This is a genomic window from Enterobacter cloacae complex sp. P29RS (genome assembly GCF_014893445.1).
In the GTDB taxonomy this organism is placed as follows: Bacteria; Pseudomonadota; Gammaproteobacteria; order Enterobacterales; family Enterobacteriaceae; genus Enterobacter; species Enterobacter intestinihominis.
In genome coordinates this window covers 77105-95724 of the sequence record NZ_JADBPZ010000021.1, presented here as the reverse complement: position 1 = coordinate 95724, position 18620 = coordinate 77105, and the positions used below count along the sequence as shown (strand labels likewise).

At 55.0% G+C, this 18620-nt stretch carries 18 protein-coding genes and 2 tRNA genes; 15 read left to right on the top strand and 5 right to left on the bottom strand.

Going from position 1 to position 18620, the window contains the following annotated elements:
- Positions 1 to 134: 134 nt before the first annotated feature.
- Together IM282_RS16335 and dkgB are read left to right on the top strand one after the other, a co-directional pair.
- Positions 135 to 211, top strand: a tRNA-Asp gene (locus tag IM282_RS16335).
- A gap of 160 nt (positions 212 to 371) precedes the next feature.
- Complete coding sequence (gene dkgB / locus IM282_RS16330) at positions 372 to 1175, top strand: 2,5-didehydrogluconate reductase DkgB (protein ID WP_063850114.1); 804 nt, start codon at positions 372 to 374, stop codon at positions 1173 to 1175.
- A 30-nt stretch (positions 1176 to 1205) separates the two neighbouring features.
- On the opposite strand, the gene yafC is transcribed toward dkgB, so the two are convergent.
- Positions 1206 to 2111: a DNA-binding transcriptional regulator YafC gene (gene yafC / locus IM282_RS16325; RefSeq protein ID WP_022647124.1), complete on the bottom strand. Its 906-nt coding sequence runs from the start codon at positions 2109 to 2111 to the stop codon at positions 1206 to 1208.
- Positions 2112 to 2215: 104 nt separating this feature from the next.
- Here yafC and IM282_RS16320 point away from each other — a divergent pair, with 104 nt between their 5' ends.
- The 3 genes from IM282_RS16320 to IM282_RS16310 all read left to right on the top strand — a co-directional run bounded on the left by IM282_RS16320 (position 2216) and on the right by IM282_RS16310 (position 5180).
- A complete protein-coding gene (locus tag IM282_RS16320) occupies positions 2216 to 3391 on the top strand; it encodes an MFS transporter (protein WP_048966287.1) in 1176 nt (391 codons plus the stop codon).
- Between the two features lie 137 nt (positions 3392 to 3528).
- Positions 3529 to 4329, top strand: coding sequence for an endonuclease/exonuclease/phosphatase family protein (locus tag IM282_RS16315; RefSeq protein WP_032621812.1), 801 nt, complete (start codon positions 3529 to 3531; stop codon positions 4327 to 4329).
- 77 nt (positions 4330 to 4406) lie between these two features.
- On the top strand, positions 4407 to 5180 hold the full coding sequence (locus IM282_RS16310; RefSeq protein WP_192970642.1) for a class I SAM-dependent methyltransferase: 774 nt from the start codon (positions 4407 to 4409) through the stop codon (positions 5178 to 5180).
- 52 nt (positions 5181 to 5232) lie between these two features.
- On the opposite strand, the gene mltD is transcribed toward IM282_RS16310, so the two are convergent.
- A complete protein-coding gene (gene mltD, locus IM282_RS16305; protein WP_022647128.1) occupies positions 5233 to 6597 on the bottom strand; it encodes a murein transglycosylase D in 1365 nt (454 codons plus the stop codon).
- A gap of 68 nt (positions 6598 to 6665) precedes the next feature.
- Positions 6666 to 7424, bottom strand: a complete 759-nt coding sequence (gene gloB, locus IM282_RS16300) for a hydroxyacylglutathione hydrolase (protein ID WP_192970641.1) — start codon at positions 7422 to 7424, stop codon at positions 6666 to 6668.
- A gap of 32 nt (positions 7425 to 7456) precedes the next feature.
- Here gloB and IM282_RS16295 point away from each other — a divergent pair, with 32 nt between their 5' ends.
- The gene (locus IM282_RS16295; protein WP_023299381.1) at positions 7457 to 8173 is read left to right on the top strand and encodes a class I SAM-dependent methyltransferase; all 717 of its coding nucleotides are present in this window, start codon (positions 7457 to 7459) and stop codon (positions 8171 to 8173) included.
- Here IM282_RS16295 and rnhA read toward each other — a convergent pair whose 3' ends face one another.
- Complete coding sequence (gene rnhA, locus IM282_RS16290; RefSeq protein ID WP_192970640.1) at positions 8174 to 8752, bottom strand: ribonuclease HI; 579 nt, start codon at positions 8750 to 8752, stop codon at positions 8174 to 8176.
- Here rnhA and dnaQ point away from each other — a divergent pair.
- From dnaQ to IM282_RS16245, 9 genes are all read left to right on the top strand, one after another.
- Positions 8706 to 9437, top strand: coding sequence for a DNA polymerase III subunit epsilon (gene dnaQ / locus IM282_RS16285; RefSeq protein WP_072201000.1), 732 nt, complete (start codon positions 8706 to 8708; stop codon positions 9435 to 9437). The genes rnhA and dnaQ overlap by 47 nt on opposite strands.
- Before the next feature lie 132 nt (positions 9438 to 9569).
- Positions 9570 to 9646 (top strand) — tRNA-Asp (locus IM282_RS16280).
- Positions 9647 to 10032: 386 nt separating this feature from the next.
- Entirely contained in the window at positions 10033 to 10752 is a 720-nt protein-coding gene (locus IM282_RS16275; RefSeq protein WP_022647132.1) for a FadR/GntR family transcriptional regulator, read from the top strand.
- The gene (locus tag IM282_RS16270; RefSeq protein WP_045623443.1) at positions 10749 to 11762 is read left to right on the top strand and encodes an ABC transporter ATP-binding protein; all 1014 of its coding nucleotides are present in this window, start codon (positions 10749 to 10751) and stop codon (positions 11760 to 11762) included. Before IM282_RS16275 ends, IM282_RS16270 begins: the two co-directional genes overlap by 4 nt.
- The gene (locus tag IM282_RS16265; protein WP_192970639.1) at positions 11759 to 12841 is read left to right on the top strand and encodes an ABC transporter ATP-binding protein; all 1083 of its coding nucleotides are present in this window, start codon (positions 11759 to 11761) and stop codon (positions 12839 to 12841) included. The genes IM282_RS16270 and IM282_RS16265 overlap by 4 nt, the downstream gene beginning before the upstream one ends.
- A gap of 2 nt (positions 12842 to 12843) precedes the next feature.
- Positions 12844 to 14358, top strand: a complete 1515-nt coding sequence (locus tag IM282_RS16260) for an ABC transporter substrate-binding protein (RefSeq protein WP_186004936.1) — start codon at positions 12844 to 12846, stop codon at positions 14356 to 14358.
- A gap of 18 nt (positions 14359 to 14376) precedes the next feature.
- Entirely contained in the window at positions 14377 to 15318 is a 942-nt protein-coding gene (locus IM282_RS16255) for an ABC transporter permease (RefSeq protein WP_192970638.1), read from the top strand.
- Between the two features lie 2 nt (positions 15319 to 15320).
- Positions 15321 to 16196, top strand: coding sequence for an ABC transporter permease (locus IM282_RS16250; protein ID WP_022647137.1), 876 nt, complete (start codon positions 15321 to 15323; stop codon positions 16194 to 16196).
- A 9-nt stretch (positions 16197 to 16205) separates the two neighbouring features.
- The gene (locus tag IM282_RS16245) at positions 16206 to 17807 is read left to right on the top strand and encodes a gamma-glutamyltransferase family protein (RefSeq protein WP_032624798.1); all 1602 of its coding nucleotides are present in this window, start codon (positions 16206 to 16208) and stop codon (positions 17805 to 17807) included.
- Between the two features lie 41 nt (positions 17808 to 17848).
- Here the strand turns inward: IM282_RS16245 and IM282_RS16240 are convergent, their stop codons facing one another.
- Complete coding sequence (locus IM282_RS16240; protein WP_022647139.1) at positions 17849 to 18619, bottom strand: amidohydrolase; 771 nt, start codon at positions 18617 to 18619, stop codon at positions 17849 to 17851.
- Position 18620 lies beyond the last annotated feature (1 nt).

Below are 18620 nucleotides of genomic sequence, written 5' to 3'. Positions count from 1 at the left end.
TGCCGAACTCAGAAGTGAAACGCCGTAGCGCCGATGGTAGTGTGGGGTCTCCCCATGTGAGAGTAGGGAACTGCCAGGCATCAAATTAAGTAGTAAGCCGGTGCATTAATCCGGTGGTTACAGAAGTATTCGGTGGAGCGGTAGTTCAGTCGGTTAGAATACCTGCCTGTCACGCAGGGGGTCGCGGGTTCGAGTCCCGTCCGTTCCGCCACTTATTAAAAGCCCTGAGCTAACGCTCAGGGCTTTTTTCTTATCTGTCGTTTTACTATTGCGAAATTAGCAAAAATCCTCTGCATTTTACGATCTTTTTCGATATAACAACCACAGCGATAATCCTCCTCAGTTTACGAACATAACGATTGAGGAATGATATGACTATCCCTGCACTGGGTCTGGGCACTTTTCGCCTGAAGGACGACGTTGTTATCGCATCTGTTAAAACCGCACTCGAGTTGGGCTATCGCGCTATTGATACGGCGCAGATTTATGACAACGAAGCTGCCGTAGGTCAGGCTATCGAGGAGAGCGGCGTACCGCGCCATGAGCTTTTCATCACCACCAAAATCTGGATTGAGAACCTCAGCAAAGACAAGCTGATCCTAAGCCTGAAGGAAAGTCTGAAAAAGCTGCGTACTGATTATGTTGATCTGACGCTGATCCACTGGCCATCACCTGGCGATGCCGTCTCCGTAGAAGAGTTCATGCAGGCGCTGCTGGAAGCAAAAGAGCAGGGCTTGACGCGTGAAATTGGTATCTCGAATTTCACTATCCCATTGATGGAAAAAGCCATTGCCGCAGTGGGTAAAGAGAATATTGCTACTAACCAGATTGAACTCTCTCCTTACCTGCAAAACCGCAAAGTTGTGGACTGGGCGAAACAGCATGGCATTCACATCACCTCGTACATGACGCTGGCATATGGTAAGGCCCTGAAAGATGAAGTGATTGCACGCATCGCTGAAAAACACAAAGCAACAGCTGCACAGGTGATCCTGGCATGGGCGATAGGTGAAGGATATGCCGTGATCCCGTCTTCAACCAAACGTGAAAACCTGGCAAGTAACCTGTTAGCGTGGGATCTCCAGCTCGATGATGAAGATAAAAAAGCGATCGCTGCACTGGAATGCAACGATCGTCTGGTCAGTCCCGAAGGGTTAGCACCTAACTGGGATTAATAAAAACCCTCCCTCTGTACCCTTAAACCCTCACACAGCTCCTCCGGGAGCTGTTTTTATATGTTCGCTAAGGAAGTCGATAAATGCGCGTATGCGCGTACTTACTGCTCTGTCACTGTAATACACCGCGCTAAAAGGCATCTCTACAGGTAAGCGTTTGTCAGCCATTAGCTCAACTAGCTGGCCCGCGGCAATTTCCTTATCAATCATATAGTCTGATAAACAGGCGATCCCGTTTCCTTCAAGACATAGCTGTTTCAGCGTTTCCCCGCTATTAGACGAAAGTCCGCAGGTGATCTCATGAAGTTGTCCGTCATGACAGGCCACGGGCCAGGTGTTCAGCGAGACAGGTTCCGTAAAGCCCAGGCACAGGTGCTGCTTCAGCTCCTCAACGGTCTCAGGTTTGCCATGCTCTGCAATATATTGCGGTGACGCGATAATTTTGCGGTAGCTGGTGAACAGAGGGCGAGCGCGTAAACTTGAATCCGTCAGGGTTCCCGCGCGGATCGCCACGTCAACTTTACGCTCAATCAGGTTAATAAACGTCTCAGAAGAGACCAGAGACAGGGTCATCTCCGGGTAGCGTTCGCGGAAGGGTTTAATCAACGGCATCAAGAAATGCAGCACGACCGGCGTCGCCGCATCTATGCGCAGCAGCCCACGCGGCGTGCTGCGTGATTCCATGATTTCCGTTTCTGCTGCCGCCATCTCCTGCAAAACGGACTGCACGCGTCGAAAATAACGTTCACCTTCTTCCGTCAGGCTGAGCTGCCGCGTTGTTCTGTTGAGCAGACTCACCCCGAGCTTCATCTCCAGCTTTTTCACCGAGCGGCTGATGGCGGAGTTCGCCTGCCCGAGCTGTTCGGCAGCACGGCTGAAGCTGCCGCTTTCAACAACGGCAACGAAGACAGTCAGTTCTTCCGATGTGGCTTTCATTATTGCATCACCTGCAAAATTCTATTGAGATTCTAACCATTTTTGTTATTTAAACACTGGCGCATACTGCCTGTCATCTTAATCCTGAAGAGACGGAGTATTTTATGCCACTGGCGCTTCTTGCCCTGACGATCAGTGCCTTCGCAATCGGCACGACCGAATTTGTTATTGTAGGACTTGTTCCTACCATTGCTGAACAACTCGCTATCTCGCTGCCTTCTGCCGGGCTGCTGGTATCTATTTACGCGTTAGGCGTCGCTGTTGGGGCGCCTGTGCTGACCGCACTGACTGGACGCTTTCCACGTAAACAACTGTTAGTTGCCCTGATGGTGCTCTTCACCGCCGGCAATATTCTGGCGTGGCAGTCACCGGATTACTCCACGCTGGTCATTGCCCGCCTGCTGACAGGCCTCGCGCACGGTGTCTTCTTCTCCATCGGTTCCACGATTGCAACCAGCCTGGTGCCAAAAGAGAAAGCGGCGTCAGCCATTGCGATTATGTTTGGCGGCTTAACCGTCGCGCTGGTCACCGGCGTGCCGTTAGGAACGTTTATCGGACAACATTTTGGCTGGCGTGAAACCTTCCTCGCGGTATCGCTGTTGGGCGTGATTGCTCTGGTAGCCAGCCTGCTGCTGGTGCCCTCCAGTATTCCGGGGCGCGCGAGCGCCAGCCTGAGCGATCAGGTTAAAGTTCTGACACACCCGCGCCTGCTGCTGATCTATGCCGTTACGGCCCTGGGTTATGGAGGTGTGTTCACTGCGTTCACCTTCCTTGCACCGATGATGCAGGAACTGGCTGGTTTTTCTCCGGGCGCGGTGAGCTGGATTTTACTGGGCTACGGTATCTCCGTCGCAATCGGCAATATCTGGGGCGGCAAGCTTGCGGATAAGCATGGTGCGGTACCGGCGCTGAAATTCATCTTCGCCGCCCTGGTTGCCCTGCTGATGATTTTCCAGTTCACCGCATCGATGCAATACGCCGCGCTGGTAACGGTGTTGGTTATGGGGATATTCGCTTTTGGTAATGTGCCGGGATTGCAGGTATATGTTGTGCAGAAAGCCGAACGTTATACGCCTAATGCGGTGGATGTCGCATCTGGGCTGAATATCGCCGCATTTAATATCGGTATCGCACTCGGTTCGGTTATCGGTGGGCTGGTGGTTGAACATGTTGGATTAACCCAAACGCCATGGATTGGTGCGGTAATTGTGCTTATCGCTTTCCTCCTTATTGGTCTCAGTGGACGGCTTGATAAACCCGCTCGCGTTGCACTTGGATAAGTATCAGTAAGTGCTTGCTTACAAAACTGGAAAGCGGTTTCTCAGTAATTGCGTTGAAAGTGTGACCTAAAATCCCTATAACATTAGAACCAGTCCGTTTTCCGGGCTGGTTCATGTTACAGAGGCCGTTTCCAAAAGTGCGAAAAAATACCTATGCCATGCGTTATGTTGCCGGAATGCCTGCGGAGAGGATCTTGCCTCCGGGGTCGTTTGCGAGCCTTAGCCAGGCATTACCAGCGGGCACTCCATTAAGCAGTGACGAAAAAATTCGCGTACTGGTGTGGAACATCTTTAAGCAACAGCGTGCGGAGTGGTTATCCGTACTTCAAAATTTTGGTAAAGATGCGCATCTGGTTCTGTTACAGGAGGCGCAAACCACGCCTGAACTGGTCAGGTTTGCAACGACGAACTATCTTGCAGCCGATCAGGTGCCTGCCTTTGTTCTGCCACAGCATCCTTCCGGGGTGATGACCCTTTCAGCCGCACATCCGGTCTATTGCTGCCCGCTGCGTGAACGTGAGCCGATCCTGCGTCTGGCAAAATCAGCGCTGGTCACGGTCTATCCGTTGCCCGACACCCGTCTGCTGATGGTGGTAAACATTCATGCGGTGAACTTCAGCCTGGGTGTTGATGTGTACAGTAAGCAGTTACTTCCCATCGGCGATCAGATTGCTCATCACAGTGGGCCGATCATTATGGCCGGGGACTTCAATGCCTGGAGCCGTCCGCGTATGAACGCGTTGTACCGCTTCGCGCGTGAAATGTCGCTGCGTGAAGTTCGTTTTAACGATGACCAGCGCAAGAAAGCGTTTGGTCGTCCTCTCGATTTTGTCTTCTATCGGGGTTTAAGCGTGCACGACGCCTCCGTTCTGGTGACGCGCGCCTCCGATCATAATCCTCTACTAGTTGAATTCAGTCCCGGCAAACCTGATAAATAATGGTGCGTCAGGTCTGCCGTGGGGCAGGCCTGTGCGGGTGCTGCCCTTTATTTTTTAACCCATAAAAGGACAGCAACATGACAACAACACACTCCCATCATGACAACGTCGAAAAACAGTTTGGTTCTCAGGCAAGTGCCTACCTGAGCAGTGCCGTACATGCCTCTGGCCGCGATCTGGTACGTCTCGGCGAACGGCTCGCCGCGTTTCCTGACGCGCACGTGCTGGACTTAGGCTGCGGAGCGGGGCACGCCAGTTTTACCGCCGCACAGCAGGTTGCTCTGGTGACGGCGTATGACTTATCGAGCCAGATGCTGGATGTGGTTGCTGAAGCGGCGAAAGCGAAAGGGCTGAATAACGTCACGACGCGACAGGGCTACGCTGAATCTTTACCCTTTGAGGATGCATCCTTTGAGGCTGTGATTAGCCGTTACTCTGCACACCACTGGCATGATGTGGGGCAGGCATTACGGGAAGTGAAACGCGTGCTCAAACCGGGCGGAATATTCATCATCATGGACGTGATGTCTCCCGGGCATCCGGTACGGAATATCTGGCTCCAGACGGTTGAAGCGCTGCGTGATACCTCGCACGTGCAAAACTACTCCAGTGGAGAGTGGCTTACGTTTATCACCGAAGCTGGCTTGATTTCACGCTCATTGATAACCGACCGTTTGTCGCTGGAGTTCACGTCATGGATTGCACGGATGCGCACACCGGAGGCATTAACTCAGGCGATCCGATTGTATCAGGAGAGTGCCTCTGCTGACGTCAAGGCGTACTTTGAATTGCATGACGATGGTTCGTTTACCAGCGACACCATTATGGCTGAAGCGCAAAAAGCGGGATAAACAAAAAAGGCACCGAGGGGAATCGGTGCCTTTTTAATAAGCGATCGTACTATCAGGAATCTGGCGTAGCGCTGTTTTTCACAAACAACGTCAGCTGGTCGCCAGGTTGCAGGTTGTCAGTATCGTTGTTCCAGCGCATCACATCTTTGATGTTTACGCCGTGACGCTTAGCAATACTGGACAGCGAGTCGCCTTTACGTACGCGATAGGTAATGCTATCGCTGTTTTTAGCGAGACGCTGTGCGCTGCTACCTGCACCTACGGTCAGCGTTTGACCCACTTTCAGACCGGATCCGCGCAGATTATTCCACTGCTGGAGATCTTTCGTATTCACGCCAAGACGTGATGCAATACCTGAAAGCGTATCACCTGAACGCACCTTATAGCTGCGGCTGCTTACAGGCGACGTATCAGCAATCAGCGTAGACTGAACGGCTGCAATTTCACCCGAAGCTAAAGACTCACGTAACTGCTCCGCGTGTTTCTGCGGAACCATCACATAGCGCGGGCCGCTTGCACCCAGCGTGGAGCCTTTAACACCTGCATTAAAGGTTTTAAGCTTACTTACCGACATACCCGTCATATCGGCAACCTGTTGAATATCAACAGGGCTGCTGAGGCGAACACGCGCCAGTGCACGACTTTCGTCTGGTGTTGGCAGTTGTACACCGTAACGTTTGCTGTTCTTGAGAATGTCACTCAGTGCCAGCATTTTCGGTACGTAAATCTTTGTTTCCTGTGGCAGTGAGAGCGACCAGAAGTCTGTGGATTTTCCACGCGCTTTATTCGCTTTCATTGCCTTCAGTACACGACCTTCACCACTGTTATACGCCGCGACAGTCAATAACCAGTCGCCGTCAAACATCTTGTTCAGACGTTGCATCATGTCGAGAGCGGCTGTCGTTGAAGCGACAACATCACGACGCGCATCGTAGTTGCGGGTCTGCTTTAAACCATAATTTCGCCCTGTGCTCGGAATGATCTGCCAGATGCCTGCTGCATTGGCGCCAGACGTCGCGTGCGGGTCAAAAGCGCTCTCCACTATGGGTAGTAGTACCAGTTCCATAGGCATGTTACGTTTCTTAACTTGCCCTGCTATCCAGTACATATACGGCTCTGCCCGTAATGTTACATCGTGGAGATAGCTCTTATTTCTCAAATACTTCTGTTTCTGTTCGCGAATCCGGCTGTTTTCCGGAATTCCCATCTTTAGCTCGTCGCCAATAGAGGCCCACAAGTCTTGTTCCTGCGCGAAGGATGTCCCATCGTCCAACCATCGCGCCTGACTCGTAAACTTCCCTGCTTCCCCTTGACCAGCCGCAGAAAGGCTCTGTGCGTGCTGTTGTACGTTGCTGCCGTTTTGTGACTGGCAACCTACAAGCAGGACAGAGGCGAGTAATATCGCTTTTGCCTTCATGTGTGTGTCAATAGTTGCTTAAAAGACGAGCGATGATAACGGCGAAATTTTGAAAAGGCAACCCGCAATTATCTGAAGTTATCTTTCTTTGACCTTAACCATGCAAATCGCGCTTCAGGTTGTAACAAATTTGTTTCTTGACTAATTTTATTAATTAAATCAACGTCATTCGTTCTTAAAAATAAATTTATTTGTCGCTCATTTTTCAGAATTACGGGGAGTGTTTTTTGGTTTTTTGCACGTAACTCCTTCACTTTCTGGTAATAATCCTGAATCGCCCGATCCTCTGGTAGTACGCTTGCAGCAAACTTCATATTCCCTAATGTATACTCATGTGCGCAACAAATTACGGTGTCGGCTGGCAGAGCATTAATTTTTTGTAAAGATTGATACATCTGTTCTGGCGTGCCTTCAAACAGCCTTCCACAGCCGCCGGAAAACAGCGTGTCGCCACAAAAAAGATAAGGTTTGCTGTAGAAACAGAGATGACCGGAAGTGTGACCTGGCGTAGCAAATACGGAAAACTCGCACCCGAGTATGAAGATACTTTCGCCTTCTTCGATAACTTGCGTCGTACCCTTATCCTGTGTCTCTGCTGGTCCGTAGACGGGAATATGGGGATAGCGCGCAAGGAGATCGGGAACACCGCCGACATGATCGTGATGGTGATGGGTAAGGAGGATCGCTTCAGGCTGCCAGTCGTTTTCTTCTATCGCGTACAGGATCGGTACGGATTCGCCGGGATCAACAATGATGCATCTGCGATCGTCATCGACTAAAACCCAGATGTAATTGTCCTGAAAGGCGGAAATACTGATAAGATTCATGCATTACCTCTTATAGCGTGGCGGGTGTTTTGATGAAACCGGCAAGGATACCTCAGACTGTCGCACCACCGGAACGTTGGGCAGAGTTGCCCTGGGGTGAATATTATCGCGAGGCCTTAGAACTTCAGCTTAAACCCTGGCTCGCGAAAATGTATGGTTTTCACCTGCTTAAGATTGGCAATCTGAGCGCAGAAATCAATACCGAAAGCTGCGCTATTTCGCATCAGGTTAGCGTATCGCTTAATGGCTCCCCGGTTCAGGTGAAGGCTGATCCGCTGCATTTGCCTTTTGCGGAAAAATCCATTGATGCCTGTCTGCTCGCCCATACGCTGCCCTGGTGCAGCGATCCCCATCGTCTGCTGCGTGAAGCCGACCGCGTTTTGATTGATGACGGCTGGCTGATCCTGAGCGGTTTTAATCCGCTGAGTCTGATCGGGCTACGTAAACTGACGCCCGTTCTGCGCCGCACGGCGCCATATAACAGCCGGATGTTTACCATGATGCGCCAGCTGGACTGGCTTTCACTGTTAAATTTCGAAGTGCTGAGCTACGGGGGTTTTCAGGTCATCCCCTGGACGCGTAAAGGCGGGGTCTTATTAAGTACCCATTTACCCGCGCTGGGCTGCATGCAATTTATTGTCGCGCGTAAGAGGACGATCCCACTTACGCTCAACCCAATGAAGCAAAGCAAATCAAAAACGCGGATCCGCCAGACCGTGGGTGCCACGCGGCAGTACAAAAAACCGTGATCAGGTTTCAGGTTGATAACCTGCATCCTCATGGGTTGGGTTTGATGCCGCCGCGCGAGCCAGCTCGTCACAGCGTTCGTTTTCAGGGTGACCGGCGTGCCCCTTTACCCACTCCCATTTGATTTCGTGCTGACCGAGGGCGGCATCAAGACGCTTCCAGAGATCGACATTCTTGACGGGTTTTTTCTCTGCCGTTTTCCAGCCGCGCTTTTTCCAGTTGTGGATCCATTGGGTAATGCCCTGGCGAACATACTGGCTGTCGGTACTCAGCACCACGTCACAATGTTCTTTTAAGGCTTCCAGCGCCACGATGGCCGCCATCAACTCCATGCGGTTGTTGGTGGTCAGGAAATAGCCTTCACTAAATGTTTTTTCATGCTGGCGATAGCGCATAATGGCGCCATAGCCGCCGGGCCCTGGGTTACCGAGACAAGATCCATCGGTGAAAATTTCTACCTGTTTACGCATCTCTGGTAGACTTCCTGTATTTGAAACGTTCAGTAAAACGATAAGTCTGACATAAATGACCGCTATGAGCACTGCAATTACTCGCCAGATTGTTCTTGATACCGAAACCACCGGTATGAACCAGATTGGCGCCCACTACGAAGGGCACAAAATCATTGAGATTGGTGCCGTTGAAGTAGTGAACCGTCGTCTTACGGGCAACAACTTCCACGTTTACCTCAAACCCGATCGGCTGGTGGATCCGGAAGCGTTCGGCGTTCACGGGATTGCCGATGAGTTTTTGCTGGATAAGCCCACCTTCGCCGATGTCGCGGATGAATTTCTCGACTACATCAGAGGTGCGGAACTTGTCATTCATAACGCATCGTTCGATATCGGCTTTATGGACTATGAGTTCAGCAAGCTCAACCGCGATATTCCAAAGACCAATACGTTCTGTAAAGTTACGGATAGCCTGGCGCTGGCAAGGAAGATGTTTCCCGGCAAGCGTAACAGCCTTGATGCCCTGTGCTCTCGCTATGAGATAGACAACACCAAGCGAACCCTGCACGGCGCATTGCTCGATGCCCAGATCCTGGCCGATGTTTACCTGACCATGACCGGCGGGCAAACATCGATAAAATTCAGTATGGAAAATGAATCCCAGCAGACGCGGGACGAAGGCGGTATTCAGCGGGTCGTGCGTCAGGCGAATCGCCTGCGGGTTGTTTTAGCCAGTGATGAAGAGCTGATGAACCACGAATCTCGCCTCGATTTAGTTCAGAAGAAGGGCGGAAGCTGTCTGTGGCGTGGGTGAAAAAAGGCGGAAACGTTTGTTAAATCACCGTTTGGGTGATTTTTGCAGCAAACGATTCAAAACCTGAGAAAAAGCGTTGACGAGTTACGAGGCAGACCGTAATATTCGCCTCGTTCCCCAAGCGGGAACAGTGGAGCGGTAGTTCAGTCGGTTAGAATACCTGCCTGTCACGCAGGGGGTCGCGGGTTCGAGTCCCGTCCGTTCCGCCACTATTCAGAAAGCCTGAATCAGAAATGATTCAGGCTTTCGTCGTTTTATACTCCCTACACTCGCTTATCTCTCTTCTTATTTTCGTTAACAAAAAGTTAATATAATCAGTGCAATTTATTAACATTTGCACGGTTTTAGTGCGTTATTTGCACTGCTTTTGTGCATTGTTTGCCCATCCCCTCTCCGAACCTCACTTAGTTATGTAATAATTATGTAAAAATAATTCATAAGAAATCATTCGGTTACCGATCATTTTTCAGAAAAGATCTGAACCAATACGTTATTGGTTCGCTTATTGCTTAATCATTAGCACGATAAGTAGTTCGTCATATCAATAACTTATCGTTAATAAAAATAAAGCCATGATGAAAGCGAGCGAACCAATATGGAAAAACCTTCACGGGTTTTAGCAAATTCCAGCACCGCGCTTGACCAGTTGCGCGGGCTTATCAACCAGCACGAGTCAACACCAGGCACTCCGCTGCCCACTGAACGTGAGCTATCGGAAACACTCGGCGTAGGACGACGCGAAGTGCGTCGCGCGCTGGACGTGCTGGAAGAAGAAGGGCGGATCTGGCGCAAGCAGGGCAAAGGTACCTTCATTGGTCCGGCTGCCCCTGTTGAGCCGTTGGCGCTTCAGGGATTGGTTCAGCAAACCAACCTGCTGGAAGTCATGGAAGCTCGACTACAGCTCGAACCCGGCTTAGCCCGACTTGCGGCACTGCGTGCCACCAGGGAAAACCTCGCGCTCATGCAGCGCATGCTGGAACGCATTGACAAGGTCAGCCCGGATGACCGCGATCTTAACGAACTGTGGGATAGCGCCTTTCATCGCGCCATTGCGGAAGCAGCCGGCAACCGCCTGATGCTAGGGCTTTTCGATGCGATAGATGCCGTCCGCCGGGAGCCCGGCTGGCAGTATTTACGCGAGCTTGCCCGCACCCCCGAACGTGTCGACAACTACAACGACCACCATCACAAAATCATGTCAGCGATTATTCATCGCCAGCCTAATGAAGCTGCGGCCGCCATGCGCGAACACCTGCTCAGCCTGCAAACCGCCCTGATTCAGGCCATCCACCTTGAGGACGATTCCACGCTATGACGACGATACCCTTTAAGGACTCCATGCCCGTACTGCGGCTGCAAAACCTCAACGTTAAATTCGCGGGCTCGCCGGTAAGCGTGCTCGAAGACATCTCGCTGACGGTAAGGGCGGGCGAAACGCTGGCGCTGGTGGGCGAGTCCGGCTGTGGTAAAAGCATCACTTCCCTGGCGCTGATGGGGTTATTGCCTGCCAGCGCCAGGATCGTCAGCGGGGAGATGCACTTCCGCCGCCACGATCTGCGCAAGCTCTCGCCGCGCGAGTATGCCAATCTGCGCGGCAGCGAGCTGGCGATGATATTCCAGGAGCCCATGACCTCGCTCAACCCGGCTTTCACGCTTGGCGATCAGCTCAGTGAAGCGGTGATGCGCCATCAAACGATCTCCCGGGCTGAGGCGATGACGGTTGCGCTACAGATCCTGGAGAAGGTGCAGATCCCGGCCGCAGAGATGCGCCTTAAGGTTTACCCGCATCAGCTTTCCGGCGGTATGCGCCAGCGCGTGATGATTGCGATGGCGCTGATAAACCATCCCAAATTACTGATCGCTGACGAACCCACTACCGCTCTGGACGTGACCATTCAGGCGCAAATTCTCGCTCTGCTCAATACCTTAAAAGAAGAAACGGGCACGGCGGTGCTGATGATCACCCACGATTTAGGCGTGGTGGCCGAAGTGGCACAGCAGGTGGCGGTGATGTATGCCGGCCAGGTAGTAGAGCAGGGAAGCGTCGAGGCGATATTTGCCGACCCGCAGCACCCGTACACAATTGGCCTGATGGGCTCGATCCCCTCCCTTGGCGTACGCAAGGGCCAGCTTTCCACCATTCCCGGATCGGTCCCGCTGCCGGAATCTATGCCTCAGGGCTGCCGCTTCGCCACCCGGTGTCCCTTCGCGCAGACGCGCTGTCATGCTGAAAAACCACCGCTCACTATGCTCGGCACGGGTCATCAGGTTGCCTGCTTCCGCGTGCCGCTGGAACAACACATTGCCCTGGGAGAAATTGCATGACCACGCCCATTCTTGAAGCACGGGATCTGAGCAAGCTTTTCCCCGGCCCGAAAAAACTGTTTACGCCGGCCCGCTTTGTCACGGCTGTTGACCGCGTTTCACTGTCGGTGCTGCCAGGCGAAACGCTGGCTATTGTCGGCGAATCAGGTTCCGGGAAATCCACCCTCGGCCGTCTGCTGCTGCGCCTGCTGGGCGCCAGCGAAGGGCGCGTATTTTATCAGGGTGAGGAGATCACCCACGCCTCAGGCGCACGTCTGAACCAGCTCCGGCGTGAGCTACAGATCATCTTTCAGGATCCCTTCGCCTCGCTGAACCCGCGCATGACGGTAGAACAGATTGTCGGTGAGCCGCTGTGGCTGCACCAGAACATGAAAAAAGCGGATCGCCAGTACCACGTCGCCGAGCTGCTCAGGACGGTCGGCTTGCCCGCGGCCTGGGCCGGACGTTATCCGCACGAATTTTCCGGCGGGCAGCGTCAGCGTATCGGCATTGCGCGCGCGCTGGCGTCAGGCCCAAAGCTGCTGCTGGGCGATGAACCGGTTTCCGCACTGGATGTTTCCGTCCAGGCACAGGTGGTCAATTTACTGGAAAGCCTGAAGCACCAGTTGGGGCTAACGATGGTGATCGTCGCCCACGGTCTGGCGGTTATCCGTCATATGAGCGACCGCGTGGCGGTGATGTATCTTGGGCAAATCGTCGAGCTGGCCACCGTCGACGATATCTTCGACGCGCCGCTGCATCCTTATACCCAGGCATTAATTGCCTCTGCGCCGCAAATGCAGCCAGGCGTAGCGCGGGATGCGCTGCTGTTGCAGGGTGATTTACCGAACCCGGCTAATCCGCCCTCCGGCTGCCGTTTCCACACCCGTTGCCCCTATGTTAGCGATGAATGTCGTCAGGTTGAGCCGATTCATCAGGTAATCGACGGCGGACGTCAGGTCGCCTGCCACCGCTGGCAGGAGATTAATCGCGATCGCAGCGTTATACAGATCGCACCGCCATCCGCCGCATTTTTGCGCCGCCGCGCGCTGTTTGAACACGCGGCTACTCACTCCTCCCTTCCTTCAAGGAACTCATGATAATGACAATGCGTAATTCTCTTTTGACCGTACTGGGAAGTGTTATGTTGCTTGGTGCGGCGCTGCCCGCCCATTCTGAAAGCGTGCTGCGAATCGGCCTGGGTGCAGATCCGGACATGCTGGACCCGCATCTGGCGCGTACCTATTATGGCCGCTTCGTCTTTGCCTCCCTGTGTGACCGGCTGGTGGACGTGGACGAGCACCTCAAGGTGGTGCCGGGACTGGCGAAATCCTGGGCGTGGAGCGATGACGGCAAAACGCTGACCCTGGATCTCCGTGAAGGCGTGGCCTTCCACGACGGTGAAAAATTCGATGCCGCCGCCGCGAAATACAACCTCGACCGGGCCCTGACGCTAAAAGGCTCTCTGCGTAAAAGTGAACTCTCTTCTGTTGAGTCGGTGGAGGTCACCGGCCCGATGCAGATAGCCCTGCACCTGAAAACGCCGGATGCCGCACTTCTGATGCAGCTCACCGATCGCGCAGGCGCAATGATGGCGCCGGAAGCCGCGAAAAAAGCCGATTTTGCCGCCCATCCGGTCTGTTCCGGCCCCTATAAATTCGACAGCCGCGTGTCGCAGGACCGCATTGTGCTGACCCGCTTCGACAACTACTGGAACAAAGACGCCTACCACTTCGATAAAATTATCTATCTGCCGATCCCGGATGCCTCCGTGCGCCTGGCGAACCTGCGCGCGGGCGATCTCGACCTGACCGAAGGCATTGCCGCCAGCGACGTCAAAACCGTCGAAGCCGACAGCAAGCTGGCGCTGGCGAAGGTGACGGGCCTCGGATACCAGGGCATCACCTTCAATATTAACAATGGCAAAGTCCCGGCGAACGATCCCTTCAAAGATGCCCGCGTGCGTGAAGCATTTTCCCAGGCCATCGATCGCGATGCTTTAAACCAGGTAGTGTTCGAAGGGCTTTACACTCCGGCAAACCAGGCGTTTTCGCCGGTAAGCCCGTATCACGTCAATCTTCCGGTTCCCCCGCGTGACGTCGACAAAGCCAAAGCGCTGCTGAAAGCCGCAGGCGTCACCGCGCCGCTGACCGTCAATCTACTGGTGCCGAACAACCCAACCTCGCAGCAGGTGGGCCAGGTATTGCAGGCGATGGTGGCAGAGGCGGGCTTTAACCTGAACCTGCAAATGACCGAGTTCGCCACGCTGCTGGATCGCCAGCAGAGCGGTGACTACCAGTTGAGCTTCTCCGGCTGGTCGGGTCGCCCGGATCCAGATGGCAGCATCTACGGCTTTATCAACAGCAAAGGCACCCTCAACGACGGCCACTACAGCAATGCTCAGGTGGATGAATGGCTAACGCAGGCGCGTCAGAGCACCGATCAGGCCGCCCGCCAGCCGCTGTATGACAAGGTTGTGAAGCAGCTTCAGACCGATATGCCGATTGCATACCTTTACTTCGAACCGCGCATTTTTGGCCTGAACAAGCGCGTGCAGGGCTTTAAAGCGTACCCGGACGGCATTGTGCGTCTGGCTGGCTTAACGCTGGCGAAATAAACCTCCTGAGGAGAACCCATGCTGGAACTGATTTGCAAACGTCTGCTGCTGGCTATACCCACTCTGCTGCTGGTGAGCATTATGGTGTTCGGCCTGCAAAAGCTGCTGCCTGGCGATCCGCTGATTGCCATGGCCGGGGAGGAACGCGATCCGGCGGTGATCGCCCAGCTGCGTGCTGAGCTGAATCTGGACGCGCCGATCCCCGTGCAGTATTTCAACTGGCTGACGCGGGCGCTGCAAGGCGATCTGGGTGTCTCCTTACGCACTCATGAGCCGGTCACGCAACTGATTGCCAGCAAGCTGCCGGTCACGCTGGAACTGTCGCTGCTGGCGATGATTATCGCGCTGGTGTTTGGTATCAGCATGGGGATCCTCGCGGCGGTGAACAAAAACAGCTGGGTCGATCACGGGGCGAACTTTGTGGCGATCTCGGGGATCTCAATACCGCACTTCTGGCTGGGGATCCTGCTGATTCTGGTCTTTTCAGTAAACCTGCAATGGTTGCCTGCGTCCGGTTATGTGCCGTTCAGTGAAGATCCGATCCAGAACCTGCGGACATTGCTGCTGCCCGCGTCCGTGCTCGGAACCGGCCTGGCGGCGACGCTGATGCGCCATACCCGCGCGTCGATGATTGCGGTGCTGAAAGCGGATTACATCCGCACCGCGCGCGCTAAGGGGCTGCTGCCGAAAGCGGTGATCCTGAAGCACGCCTTTCGCAATGCGCTGGTGCCGGTGATCACCCTCACCACGTTGCTGTTCGGCGAGCTGCTGGGCGGGGCGGTGCTGACCGAGCAGGTGTTCACCATTCCGGGCTTCGGCAAAATGATCGTCGACTCGGTGTTCAACCGCGACTACGCGGTGGTGCAGGGCGTAGTGCTGATCGTGGCGATCGGTTTCCTGATGCTCAACCTGCTGGCTGACGTGCTCTACGTCCTTATCAACCCGAAAATGCGAGGTTAATCATGGCGGAACTGACGACGCAAACCGTGGCGCCCGCGCTGCCGCGCGCGCAAAACCGGGTGCTGAAAAAATTCCTCGCCAATAAAAGTGCGGTGATTGGCGCGATTGTGGTGGGCTTTTTTGTGCTGGTGGCGCTGCTGGCGCCGTGGATCGCGCCATTTGACCCGGTCAAAGCTAACTTCCTCGCGGTGCGCAAAGCGCCATCGGCGATGTACTGGTTCGGCACCGACGAGCTGGGGCGCGATATCTTGTCCCGCATTATCTGGGGGGCGAGAACCTCGCTGATGGCGGGCTGTATGTCGGTGGCGATCGCGGTTGTCATCGGCGTGCCGCTGGGGCTGGTGGCGGGTTATTTCCAGAAGATGTGGGACGGGGTGATCTCCCGCTTTATTGAGGCACTGCTGGCCTGTCCATTCCTGATCATGGCGATCGCGCTGGGGGCATTCTTAGGCCCAAGCCTGACGAATGCCATGATCGCTATTGGACTCTCGGCAATGCCGATCTTCGCCCGCCTGACGCGCGGCCAGGTGATCGCCATTCGCAACGAAGAGTACATCGACGGCGCGCGGGCGATTGGCCTGCCGGACCGCTGGATCATCATTAAATACGTTCTGCCCAACGTGATGTCACCTATCCTGGTGCAGGCCACGCTGGCCATTGCCTCGGCGATTATCGCCGAAGCCAGCCTTTCGTTTTTAGGGTTAGGCCAACAGCCGCCGAACCCATCCTGGGGCTCCATGCTCAACACCGCAAAAGGGTTTCTCGAACAGGCGCCGTGGATGTCGGTTTTCCCCGGCGTGGCGATTTTCCTTGCCGTTCAGGGCTTTAATTTACTCGGCGACGGGCTGCGCGATGCGCTCGATCCGCGCCACGACTAAGGAGTCATGATGACCAAAGCGCTCGATTTTACAACCGGTTACGATTCACGACGCCCGCCGATGATGGGCCATAACGCCGTTGCCACCTCGCAGCCGCTGGCGGCACAGGCGGGAATGAAGATGCTACAGCTGGGCGGAAATGCCGTTGATGCGGCGATTGCGACCGCCATGGCGCTGACCGTTGTCGAGCCGACCGGCAACGGCATCGGCAGCGATGCTTTTGCCATTGTCTGGGACGGTGAAAAACTTCACGGTCTGAATGCGTCCGGTCGTTCGCCAGCCAGCTGGCATGCGGATCTGTTTGCCGGAAAAACCGCCGTACCGGAAATCGGCTGGGACGCGGTGACCGTGCCGGGTGCGGTGTCGGGCTGGGTGGCGCTGGCTGAACGTTTTGGCACGCTGCCGCTGACCACGCTCGCGCAGCCAGCCATTGATTACGCGCGTAACGGTTTCCCGGTCTCGCCGCTGATCGGCCATCTCTGGCAGCGCGGCTACAACAAGCTGAAAGATCAGCCCGGGTTTAGTGCCTGCTTTGCGCCGGAAGGCCGCGCGCCGCGCGTGGGGGAGATCTTCCGTAACCCGGCGCAGGCGAACTCACTGGAGCTGATCGCCAAAACCAACGGCGACGCGTTTTACCGTGGCGAACTGGCGCAGAAAATTGCCGCCTTCGCCAAAGCACATGGTGCACACCTGACCGAAGCAGACCTGGCGAATCACCGTGTGGACTGGGTGGAACTGCTATCGCGCGACTTCGCGGGCGGTTCGGTGCAGGAATTGCCGCCAAACGGTCAGGGGATCGCCACCCTGATTGCGCTCGGCATTCTGGAGCAGTGCGGCATCGAGAAACATCACCCGGATTCCGTGCAGGGGCTGCACCTCTCTATAGAGGCAATGAAGCTGGCGCTGGCGGATCTCGATCGCTACGTTGCGGATGAAGAGCATATGGAGTTTGCCGCCAAAGCGCTGCTGAGCGACCATTATCTGAAGTCGCGCGCCGCGCTTATCAACCACGATAAAGCCTCTGATTTTGTGTACGGATCGCCGACGCAGAGTGGGACGGTTTACCTCAGCGCAGCGGATTCCAGCGGGATGATGATCTCCTTTATTCAGTCCAATTTTATGGGCTTCGGTTCAGGGATCGTGGTGCCGGATACGGGGATCAGCCTGCAAAACCGCGGCTGCGGCTTTGTGCTCGATCCCAAACACCCGAACGCGCTGGCAGGCAGCAAGCGTCCTTTCCACACCATCATTCCGGGCTTTGCGATGGACGGTAACGGCAAACCGCTGATGTCCTTCGGCGTGATGGGCGGCCCGATGCAGGCGCAGGGGCACATGCAGATGGCGCTTCGCATTATGCTGCACGGGCAAAACCCGCAAGCGGCGATTGACGCCCCGCGCTGGCGCGTGGTGCAGGGCAGGGAAGTGGTTGTTGAATCGACCTTCGATCGCAATACCATCGCGGCGCTGCGCGAGCGCGGACACCAGATAGTGGTGGAAGATCCGCTTCAGGATTACAATTTTGGCGGCGCGCAGGTGATTTACCGTATGCCGGAAGGGCACTACGTGGCTGCGACGGAGAGCCGCAAAGACGGGCAGGCGTTGGTGAGCTGATTTGTAGGCCGGGTAAGGCGCAGCCGCCACCCGGCTTTTTCTTATCCAATGCTAAATGGATCTGCATCCTGCCAGGCCGGAAACTTCTCCCGATACTCCTTTAACGCCGTTAACGAGATCTCAGCGTCAATTCGTGTCGCCTGATGCGGCTCGGCGGTGGCAATAATCTCACCCTGCGGACTGATCACCCGGCTGTCACCGCGATAGTGATGCCCGTTGCCGTCCGTTCCTACGCGGTTACAGCCAACGACATAAGCCTGATTTTCAATCGCGCGCGCGGTCAGTAAAGCCTGCCAGTGCAGGGAGCGTGGGGCGGGCCAGTTGGCGACGTACAACGCCAGGTCATAATCGTTGCGGTTGCGCGACCACACCGGGAAGCGCAGGTCATAGCAGACCAGCGGCAGAATACGCCAGCCGCGCCATTCAAATACCACGCGTTCGTTTCCGGCTTCATAATGTTGATGTTCATCCGCCATGCGGAACAGATGGCGCTTATCGTAGAAATGGACGTTTCCTTCCGGCTCGACCAGCAGGAAGCGATTGACCGGGCCGCGCGCGGTCTGGAGCGCGACGCTGCCGGCAATCAGCGCGTTTGTTTCCTGCGCCCTGGCGTGCATCCAGGCCACCACCTCGTCCTGCGGCATGGACTGTTTTGCTGCCTCCATCGCGAAACCTGTGGTGAACATCTCCGGCAGGACAATCACATCGCGTCCGGTAATCTCTTCCAGCTGGCGATCAAAATGGCGAAGGTTGGCGGGGCCGTCCATCCACACTAAAGGTTGCTGCAAAACAGAAATCTTTAAACCAGGCACG

Excerpts from the sequence above, each read along its gene's own strand:
- dkgB (WP_063850114.1), top strand. The coding sequence starts at position 372 with ATGACTATCCCTGCACTGGGTCTGGGCACTTTTCGCCTGAAGGACGAC.
- yafC (WP_022647124.1), bottom strand. The coding sequence starts at position 2,111 with ATGAAAGCCACATCGGAAGAACTGACTGTCTTCGTTGCCGTTGTTGAA.
- IM282_RS16320 (WP_048966287.1), top strand. The coding sequence starts at position 2,216 with ATGCCACTGGCGCTTCTTGCCCTGACGATCAGTGCCTTCGCAATCGGC.
- IM282_RS16310 (WP_192970642.1), top strand. The coding sequence starts at position 4,407 with ATGACAACAACACACTCCCATCATGACAACGTCGAAAAACAGTTTGGT.
- mltD (WP_022647128.1), bottom strand. The coding sequence starts at position 6,597 with ATGAAGGCAAAAGCGATATTACTCGCCTCTGTCCTGCTTGTAGGTTGC.
- gloB (WP_192970641.1), bottom strand. The coding sequence starts at position 7,424 with ATGAATCTTATCAGTATTTCCGCCTTTCAGGACAATTACATCTGGGTT.
- IM282_RS16295 (WP_023299381.1), top strand. The coding sequence starts at position 7,457 with ATGAAACCGGCAAGGATACCTCAGACTGTCGCACCACCGGAACGTTGG.
- dnaQ (WP_072201000.1), top strand. The coding sequence starts at position 8,706 with ATGAGCACTGCAATTACTCGCCAGATTGTTCTTGATACCGAAACCACC.
- IM282_RS16275 (WP_022647132.1), top strand. The coding sequence starts at position 10,033 with ATGGAAAAACCTTCACGGGTTTTAGCAAATTCCAGCACCGCGCTTGAC.
- IM282_RS16270 (WP_045623443.1), top strand. The coding sequence starts at position 10,749 with ATGACGACGATACCCTTTAAGGACTCCATGCCCGTACTGCGGCTGCAA.
- IM282_RS16265 (WP_192970639.1), top strand. The coding sequence starts at position 11,759 with ATGACCACGCCCATTCTTGAAGCACGGGATCTGAGCAAGCTTTTCCCC.
- IM282_RS16260 (WP_186004936.1), top strand. The coding sequence starts at position 12,844 with ATGACAATGCGTAATTCTCTTTTGACCGTACTGGGAAGTGTTATGTTG.
- IM282_RS16255 (WP_192970638.1), top strand. The coding sequence starts at position 14,377 with ATGCTGGAACTGATTTGCAAACGTCTGCTGCTGGCTATACCCACTCTG.
- IM282_RS16250 (WP_022647137.1), top strand. The coding sequence starts at position 15,321 with ATGGCGGAACTGACGACGCAAACCGTGGCGCCCGCGCTGCCGCGCGCG.
- IM282_RS16245 (WP_032624798.1), top strand. The coding sequence starts at position 16,206 with ATGACCAAAGCGCTCGATTTTACAACCGGTTACGATTCACGACGCCCG.